Source organism: Bacteroidales bacterium (assembly GCA_013141385.1).
Lineage (GTDB): Bacteria > Bacteroidota > Bacteroidia > Bacteroidales > Tenuifilaceae > UBA8529.
Map to the genome: position 1 here is coordinate 153,114 of JABFRB010000023.1, position 9,354 is coordinate 162,467.

The 9,354-nt window shown below is 32.7% G+C and carries 8 protein-coding genes; 2 read left to right on the plus strand and 6 right to left on the minus strand.

Annotated elements, in window-relative coordinates; all coding sequences use genetic code 11:
- Positions 1-26: 26 nt before the first annotated feature.
- On the minus strand, positions 27-500 hold the full coding sequence (locus HOO91_15185; protein ID NOU18897.1) for a nucleoside deaminase: 474 nt from the start codon (positions 498-500) through the stop codon (positions 27-29).
- Positions 501-611: 111 nt separating this feature from the next.
- Entirely contained in the window at positions 612-1,901 is a 1,290-nt protein-coding gene (locus HOO91_15190) for a mechanosensitive ion channel (GenBank protein ID NOU18898.1), read from the minus strand.
- 166 nt (positions 1,902-2,067) lie between these two features.
- Here HOO91_15190 and HOO91_15195 point away from each other — a divergent pair, with 166 nt between their 5' ends.
- Positions 2,068-3,345: a peptidase M64 gene (locus tag HOO91_15195; GenBank protein ID NOU18899.1), complete on the plus strand. Its 1,278-nt coding sequence runs from the start codon at positions 2,068-2,070 to the stop codon at positions 3,343-3,345.
- Positions 3,346-3,393: 48 nt separating this feature from the next.
- Here the strand turns inward: HOO91_15195 and HOO91_15200 are convergent, their stop codons facing one another.
- The 3 genes from HOO91_15200 to mnmD all read right to left on the minus strand — a co-directional run bounded on the left by HOO91_15200 (position 3,394) and on the right by mnmD (position 5,357).
- Complete coding sequence (locus HOO91_15200; GenBank protein NOU18900.1) at positions 3,394-3,771, minus strand: DUF3127 domain-containing protein; 378 nt, start codon at positions 3,769-3,771, stop codon at positions 3,394-3,396.
- A gap of 77 nt (positions 3,772-3,848) precedes the next feature.
- The gene (locus HOO91_15205) at positions 3,849-4,544 is read right to left on the minus strand and encodes an FKBP-type peptidyl-prolyl cis-trans isomerase (protein ID NOU18901.1); all 696 of its coding nucleotides are present in this window, start codon (positions 4,542-4,544) and stop codon (positions 3,849-3,851) included.
- Positions 4,545-4,694: 150 nt separating this feature from the next.
- On the minus strand, positions 4,695-5,357 hold the full coding sequence (gene mnmD / locus HOO91_15210; protein NOU18902.1) for a tRNA (5-methylaminomethyl-2-thiouridine)(34)-methyltransferase MnmD: 663 nt from the start codon (positions 5,355-5,357) through the stop codon (positions 4,695-4,697).
- An 848-nt stretch (positions 5,358-6,205) separates the two neighbouring features.
- On the opposite strand from mnmD, the gene HOO91_15215 reads away from it, so the two are divergent.
- Positions 6,206-8,104 (plus strand): sigma 54-interacting transcriptional regulator, encoded by a 1,899-nt coding sequence (locus HOO91_15215; protein ID NOU18903.1) that lies wholly within the window; start codon positions 6,206-6,208, stop codon positions 8,102-8,104.
- Positions 8,105-8,176: 72 nt separating this feature from the next.
- Here HOO91_15215 and HOO91_15220 read toward each other — a convergent pair whose 3' ends face one another.
- A complete protein-coding gene (locus HOO91_15220) occupies positions 8,177-9,208 on the minus strand; it encodes a hypothetical protein (protein ID NOU18904.1) in 1,032 nt (343 codons plus the stop codon).
- Between the last annotated feature and the right edge of the window lie 146 nt (positions 9,209-9,354).

Sequence of the window (9,354 nt, forward strand, 5' to 3'; positions counted from 1 at the left end):
AGTTTCTATTGATACTAAAAATATTTTCAATAATCGATTCTGTTTTCCTTCTTATCCCACTCCCTAAAAGGAATAACCCCTTTTTCGGCAGCAATCTGAAGAAAAGGAATTCTTCGCTGATCGAACGAAAGATTAACCTCATTATAAATAAAACTATCGTCAAAGCCATGGTATGAAGCCATATGGCGTGAAGCGGAGTAGTATACTACATCTAACCTTGACCAATAAATAGCCCCTAAACACATTGGACATGGTTCGCAGGAAGTATAAAGGACACAACCATTAAGTTGAAATGAATTTAAATTCTTGCAAGCCTCTCTTATTGCCATTACTTCAGCATGAGCCGTAGGGTCATTGGTAGAGGTTACAGAATTATTTCCCTTTCCAACAATTTTCCCATCCTTCACTACAATTGCACCAAAAGGACCTCCCTTTCCGCTCATTACACCTTCAATTGCAAGGTGTATAGCTTGTTCCATCAATGTTTCATCTAATTCCATAATTATTTTTGAATAAAAATAGTAAAAATAGATTCAAGTATGTATGTTAGAACTAAATAAAAATCCCTCAATAATATGAATATAGAGGGATTTGATTAAGTTTTTTTTAGTTTATACCTTAAAATCATCGCCAGAAGGTCGTTGGAAGACCCTCAATTCAAATTCTGGGATTACTGAAAGAATATGCTCAAAAATATTTGCTTGAACCTCTTCGTAATTAGCCATTGCTTTTTCCTTTGAGAAGCAATAAATCTCCAATGGAATTCCATTTTCTGATGGTTGTCGATGACGAACAACAATGGTTGTATTCTGATTAATATTGGGGTTGTTTCTAAGAAATAATTCAATGTACTTTCTAAAGACTCCAAAATTAGTCAACTTTTGTCCATTTACCAGAGCTTGGGTATTAACATTATTCTCACTATTAGATTCTTCATTCTCTTTGGATTTATTATCGATAAATTCAGTAAGGAGATTAATTTTTCTAAACTTCTCAATTTGTTCCTGAGTGCAAAATTTAACGCTTCTCATATCGAATAAAATTGAACGTTTTATAAGCCTTCCATCAGACTCAACCATTCCTTGCCAGTTCTGAAAACTTTCTGAAACCAAAGCGTATGTGGGAATTGTATTAATTGATCTATCGTAGTTTTGAACTTTTACAGTATTTAATGAGATCTCAGTAACTGTACCATCAATTTTTCGACTTGGCATTTCAATCCAATCACCAGGCTTAACTAGATTATTTGCAGATAACTGTATAGAAGCTACAAGCCCTAGTATAGTATCCTTAAAAACTAACATTAGTACCGCTGCCGATGCCCCCAAACCAACTAGAAGACTTGCTGGGTTTTTGTTAATAAGAATTGCTATTATTACTATTCCTCCTAAAAAGTAAGCAATAATATTTATTACTTGCAGATAGCCTTTTATGGGTCTACTCTTTGCTACAGGAAGAGTTTGGTATACATCATGAACCGCATTTAGAAAGGCATTAACAACAAGAAGTGAAACAACGGTCATGAAGATCTTTGTTAGATCGTAAAAGAAAAGCGTAAGTTTTGGTGAGTAATCGTAAAGAGCAATGTGAATTGTCGAGTAAATCACAATTGCTGGAGCAAAGTGAGCTAGTTTGTGAAAAAACTTTCTTTCAACCAGAATATCATCCCAATCAGTTTCAGTCTTTTTGGCTATTCGTGCTACTAGAACAAGAATAATTTTTCGAACTATATAATCGGCTAATAAGGCGAGAATGGCAATGACTGCGAGAGATATTGCAACTTTAAATAGCTGGGCAAAGGTTTCATTTATTCCATTATTCAGTAACCAATTTTCCAGATTTTCGAGCAACTGGTACTTCTCTACAATTTGTTCCTCAACGGCTTGAATTTGTGCTTGCATACAATTATAAGTTTTGTGGCGCAAAAATAAATATCAACTATAAAAATACAAGTAGTTTTGTAATAAATATTTAACAGCATTCAATTATTCTCTATAAAAATATTGTAGTCATTCGTTTAACTTTGCATTATTAGAAAAGTCTAACCAGCAAATAACTCACACTTAAATGAAAAAAATATTCTACACAGCACTATTATTGGTGTATTCAACTTTGAGTTTTTCTCAAGTTGTTTTTGATGAATGGTTTTTGCCAAAAGCCTTGAGAATTGATTACTTCCTAGCAGGCGATTCTCAAAAGCAAAATATTTTCCTTGATGGGTTAAAAGAAGAACCCTATTGGAGTGGATCGCCTAATTTATTGATAGACACATTCAATTATGGGTCATATAAAGTAGAGGTTAAAGATAAGGAAACTAAAAAACTTATATACTCAAGAGGCTTTTGTACGCTTTTTCAGGAATGGCAAACAACTGATGAGGCTAAAATTAACGCAAAAGCATTTGAACAAGTAACTAGAATCCCATACCCCAAGAAACCAGTTAATGTTGATTTTAAAGCTCGACAAAAAGATGGTATTTTTACTTCCCTCTACAACGTTGATATCGATCCTACAAGCATTTTCATAAATCGCGAAGAAGTTGCTAAATACTCTGTTCAACAGATTATTAATAACGGTAAAACTGAGCAAATGCTTGATATCACTTTTATTGCTGAAGGTTACACCAAATCGCAAATGAAATCCTTTCAGGAAGATGTAAAACGGATGTACGATTATATAATCACCCAAGAACCTTTTATTCGTTATAAGGACAAAATAAATGTTTGGGTTGTTGAATCACCTTCAGAGCAATCTGGTCCTGTTAATCCTGGAAAGAATATTTGGCATAGAACTCCCGCAGGAGCTTCATTCTATACATTTGGAACCGACAGGTATTTGACTACGTTGAAATTCAAATCAGTGATGGATATTGCCGCATGTGCTCCTGGGGATATTGTATATATTTTGGTTAATTCAACTGAATACGGTGGGGGGGGAGTATATAACCATTATAACGTTTCAACTGCAGGCCATCCTTTATCGAATAAAGTATTTATACATGAATTTGGTCATGGTTTGGCTGGTTTAGGCGATGAGTACTATTCTTCAGAAGTTGCGTATTCGGAATTCTATCCACTTGGAGTAGAGCCTTGGGAGCCCAACCTCACAACATTAGTTAACTTTGACTCAAAGTGGAAGAGCATGATTGAATCGGGTACACCCATACCAACTCCTACTGATGATAGTTTTAAAACCAAAGTTGGTGTTTTCGAAGGTGGTGGTTATGTGAGTAAGGGTGTTTACCGCCCAATGTTTAATTGCAGGATGAAAAGCAATCAAGCAACTGGGTTCTGTCCTGTTTGTGTAAAGGCAATAGAATCTGCTATTAAATACTATACCGAATAGAGAAAAGATAATAAACGATTAACGGCTGGGTTATCCAGCCGTTTTCATTTAAAATGGGAGATCATCAGTTGGTTCGAATTTATTTGATGGATCAAGGAATGGGGGAAGAGATTCATCTGTTGGCATTGGTGGTAGATCGTTATTTTTCGAAGAGTTTGCCTTTTCAATTCTCCAAGCCTTAACATCTGTATACCACTTACCATTAAACTCACGAGATTCGACATTAATACCCGCCTTTAAAGTCTCTCCAATAGCAATATTATCAAGTTCTTTGGCTTTATCTCCCCAGAGAGAGATGCATAATTTTTTGGGAAACTGCTCTTGGGTTTCGATTATGAAATCTTGCTTTATCCAGGTTCCATTTTTCCCTTGTCCGCTCTGTTGCTGTAGTTTTGCAACCAGTTTTCCACTAATTTCAAGGCTCATAGCAATTAATTTGATTTTGAAAAAACAGCCAGACGGCTAATGCACATCTGGCTGGTAAGCTGTAAGGTTAAATTTTATTATTTGGTAGTTTGTTTAACAATTTCAAGAAAATCAATCTCAAAAATAAGAATCTGATTTGGACCAATTGGACCACCACCTCTTTCTCCATAACCAAGTTCTGCTGGTATCCAAAGCATGAATTTTGTACCAACTTTCATTTTTGATAGACCTAATGACCATCCACGAATTACACCATTCAGAGGGAATTGTGCAGGTTCATTGCGTTTGTATGATGAGTCAAACTCGGTTCCATCAATTAAAGTACCTTTATAGTTAACCTTAACTACATCAGTTTCTTTAGGAAGTGAACCTGTCCCATCTTGAAGTATTTTATACTGAATACCTGATGTATCAGCTACTACTCCTTCTTTTTTTGCATTTTCTTCTAAGAATTTTTTACCTTCTTCAAGGTTTTTTTGTCCTAGTTTCTGTTGTTGTTTTGCAAGATACTTTTGGATTACTTCCAATGATTTTTCAGCAGTCAACATATCTTTTTTGCCTTCCTTAACATCGGAAAGGCCATTGGCAACTGCTAAAATGTTTAAATCTTCAATTTTACTATTCTTGATATTATAACCCATGTTAACACCTATCGCATAACTTAAGCTATCGCTTGGGGTTTTAATATCAACTTTTCCTATTTTCTTGCTATTGCAGCCCGATATTATTACAGCCATGCTGATAAGGGCTAATGTGGATTTTAAAAATTTCATAATCAATTAGTTAAAATTTTATGTTTTGCTATTTATCGATTTAAAATAGATGCGAATATAGCTAAATGATAAATACTATTTGCGTATTAACAAATATTTTAATAAAATTTAAGAGATTAAAAATTAATTGATATGTTGATGTATAAATAGTTAACTCTTAACCGCCCTTACCATATGTCTTTTTCCTGGGGGACCAGGAAGTCTGCTAACTATATAACCTGCTTCACGAAGTGCTTGCTTAACAATTCCTTTTGAACAATATGTGATAAGAATTCCTTCATATTCAGTAACTTGATAAAGTTTCTTGAAAATATCGAAGGTCCACATTTCTGGCTGATCATCAGGGGCAAAGGCATCAAAGTATACTAAGTTGTATCTGTCTGTAAGATTATAACTTATAAAATCAGTATTTACTTTTTTTAGGTAAAAAAAATCGTTTATACAAATTTCTTTATTCCATTTAGCCTTGATTATTTTATCCCAATTTTCTATATTCTGGGTATTTAAAATGGAATTGTAATTAAGGTTTAAGAGAATATTTTCATCTAATGCGCATATATCAATACCTGTATATTTAGTTAAACGTCTATTCATCATAGCACTGGAGGCAGTTAGCATGGCATTAAGACCAGTACCAAAACCAATTTCAAGAACACTAATCTTATCTAGACTGACGTAATCAAAACCATTTTTAATAAAAACATGAAGGGATTCCTGAATTGCGCCATTCATTGAGTGGTAATGCGCATTATAGAGCTCTGAGTAGAGTGTATCCGAGCCATCTTTTGTTGATATTATTCTAACTAAGGACATTCTTCATGTAGTTATTGGCAAAAATAGTATTTGTTCTGATTGAAAATGAATGATATAGTTAAATTTGTTTTAGAGCACAATTAAACCATGTGGTTAGATGTACTTCTAATAAAGGAAGATCTGTAGTTCTAGTGAAAAGTTAAAATATTATTCTAAAAGGAGGTGAGAAGTTAGGTGAAAAAACAATAATATGGCAATCTCTATCTGTCAGTAATAGAGATTAAAAACGAATAATACAACAGTCTAGTACATTGGATCATCACTAGGTGGATTCGAAGTTTATGCGTTTAATTTTGATTTTAAACTTAATTGGATTGTAGATGTTTGAAAAGAGACTATTGAAAAAAACAAAAAAATCATTTTGTTGTTTCTCGGAAAATTATTAAATATGCTCAAGATTCAGGCTTAATTTTAACTTACTTGACATTTATATCATTAAATGATTCAAAAAAGAATATAGAATATATATATTTGCTTCAAAATATATCTTTTAGATATATAAATGTTCATAAAGTTATTACCTTTGTATTTGACGAAAAGGAAAAATAACTGATTTTTAATTATTTTTTTTGCATTATTCAGTTACGTTATTTTATTCTTTTTTAGATTTTTATGAATAATTACTTGATTTTATTTTTTTCATGCCTTTGTTAAATAGACATATTTCAATGCATTTTTGATTTTTAATTAAAGAAATATTAATCTATTTTTATGGTCAGTTTATCAAAAGAAATGATTTTTTTGACACAAATGTTAAATTTTAAGGTATAATCTATCAAAGTATATTAAAAGCAATAATTTTTTTGAAGAAATAATAATCAATTATTTGATTAAAGCATACCAACAAAATGGGACGTAGAAAAAAAAATGTTGTGGCTGAAGAAACGAAGGAAAAATTTAGCCGCGAAGAGTTAGAGATAATGGTTTTTAAGAAAAGAATCTTAACAGGGAAAGAGGTTCAGGAAAGATTTGACAAATCTGCTTTTTTAGTAAAAGTTGCCGAAAAAAGCATTAGTCGGTTAACCGATTATTTTAATAAATTCAATCACCTTGTTTTTATTGCTGACGCCGAAGGCTGTTTAGTTCATAAATGGGGGAATGAAAAACTTAATGCTTCTTTAGAGGAAAATTTTATAATTGCAGGAACTTACCCCAATGAGGATTCTATACTTGCGAAAGCAGTTGGAGGAGCTATTATCGCTGGGAAATCATTTAGGGTTGATGGTAAATCGTTAGTTCAACCATTTGACGAGGAATGGACTGCTATTGGTGTCCCTATTTGTGATGCTGAAGGAATCACTTTGGGAGCTATTGTGTTTTTAGCAGCTAAGTCCTATGTTTCTGATCATACATTGCTCCTTACACAATTAGTTACCGATGTTATTAACCAATATCTTGTTTTTGTTAAGAAGGAGCATAATTATAGGTTAGTAATCGATTACCATAATTCGGTTTATAACCAACACCCATATGCAAATGTAACGATAGATAATAATGGGATAATAACAAATATTAGCCGACAAGCTGCGATATTTTTTGGTGTTCTAGAGAATGAACTTATCGGTACAGGTCTATCCAATATATTTCCAGGTTGGGAAGATATTTGGTTACGTATTAAGCAAGGCGTAAAAGTTGAGAATATTAATATCGATTTGTGTAATGTCCCAGGAACCACAGAATATCTTCTTAGCGTTGCTCCAATTTTCCTTTCCGATGCTACGCTTAATGGAGCTATTTTGGCTTTTCGTGATTTGAAGAAGGTTAATAATGTTGTTAATAGGTATACTGGAAGCTGGGCATCATATAATTTTAAAGATATAATTGGTATTTCGGTTCCAATCAAAAAAACCATAGAGTTGGCTAAGAAAATAGCTAATGAAACATCTCCAGTTCTTATAACAGGAGAAGTTGGAATTGGAAAAGAGGTCTTTGCTCAAGCAATACATAATGCAAGTATCAGAAGCGAGAATGGTTTTGTAAAAATATCATTGCAATCTATACCAAGAAATGAGCAAGAATGTGAACTATTCGGCTTCGAAGAAGGTGTATTTCCTGGAGTAAAGCGAGTAGCACAACCGGGTAAGTTTGAATTAGCACATGGTGGTACATTGTATCTTGATGAAATAAATTGTTTACCCCTTGAATTGCAGGACAAATTACTGTCGGCAATTAGGAAAGGAATTATTACAAGAGTTGGTGGAACCAAGCAGATTAAGATTGACGTTCGAGTTATAGCATCAACAAGCAAGGATCTCAGAAACCTAATTCAAGAAGAAAAATTTAAGCTTGATTTATTCTACATACTTACTGAGAATCCTTTAGCTATACCTCCATTAAGAGAGCGTAGACATGATGTGCCTCTATTTATTAAGTACTACTTGCAGGTTAAAGCTCGGGAATTAGGAAAGAGTGAGCCCGAATTGCCTAAGAAAATCATAAGAATTTTGGCTCGTTATGAATGGCCTCAAAATATTAGAGAACTGGCTAAATTTATTGAATACGTTGTTAGCGTTGATGGAAAGATTGGCCATGATGTTAAGAATGAGCGTGAATTCAAGAAAAAATACCTCTTTAGCCAGCAACGAGAAGCAGTTGATGGAATCAGAACCATAGAGGAACTTGAAAAAGAAGCTATTATTGAAGCACTAAGAATTATGAAGGGAAATATGAGTAAAGCAACTAGAAAACTAGGAATTAGTCGTAATACCCTTTATTTGAAATGTAAGCGTTACGGAATAGATATTTAATTCATCAAATGTTTTTTTACTTTAGCCTATGAATTTTAGCATTCATAGGCTTTTTCTATTAGCGGAATGGTATTACCTTTCTATTAATCTTTGATTAACCCAATTTGAAAGAATATCTATTTTCTCTTTATTTAATTCTAACCATCCATTTATTAACATATTATCATTACTGCTACTTATATAGTAACAAAAAGGTTCAACTAGATTAGTGGTAGCTAAATCTTTAAATATTTTAATATATAGTGTTTTCCATGGCTCCTGACTAATCGTATTATTGTAATCGCCAAGTAAACTAAATAGGGATAGAGTATTAGAGATAAAAGACTCGTAATCATTCTGTTTTGGTCTATTTAATCCGCTATTTCTTGCATAAATTGAAGAAATGTCAAGGTCAATTGCATTAAAGGCAATGCTCTCTTTATTAGGGTTATATGTAATTATTACCGAGTTTGGGGTTAACGGATTAACTTCTAGATTTTTTTGCCAAAGATCTGTAAGCAATTTCAAGGCTTCTTCAGATCTTTCAGTATTGGGTTCAAGTAACAGGAAGAAGTAGAGCGATAACATACTTTTCACTCTATCTCCTCTATCATTCATAAGTATTCCGAGCATATAATGGCTACTTGGCTGCAATCTATCAATTTCCATTGATTTAATATAATGTATTTCAGCATCGGCTAGTTTATTTCTATTGTGGTATGTTATTCCCAAATTGTATTCTAGTAAGTAATTATTGGGGTACTGTTTAATTGTTTGGCAATATAATCGTGTTGATTTTTTTTGCTTCCCTAAATAATCCAGAGCAGAACCTTTAAGTATATATGCTTCAATAATTCGGGTTGATTTTAACCTAATTACTCGATTGCAGTATTTTATAGTGTTTTTATAATCATTAATGACTTGGTATGTATAGGCTATTTCATAATTTGCGTCCGAAGATTTCTTATTAATTGTAAGGGCTTTTTTATATTCTACAATGGCCAAATCCGAATTTCCAATAGTTCTTAATTTATTTCCATTTTGAATTAAACTATCAATGTTTTGAGAAATACTTAAATGTGATAAAAGAAATAGTACGAATAGGGTGGAGTAAGACTTGATCATATGATAAGTTTTAATAAAAATATCACTGTTATCCGACTAAAATGCACTTTTGAGGTTTACTCTTCATAATTGCATGATAATCAGTTATTGGTTTTTACTTTTTAGAAATCACCTCTTGCTAAAATGCAATTCTTATTTGCAATTTG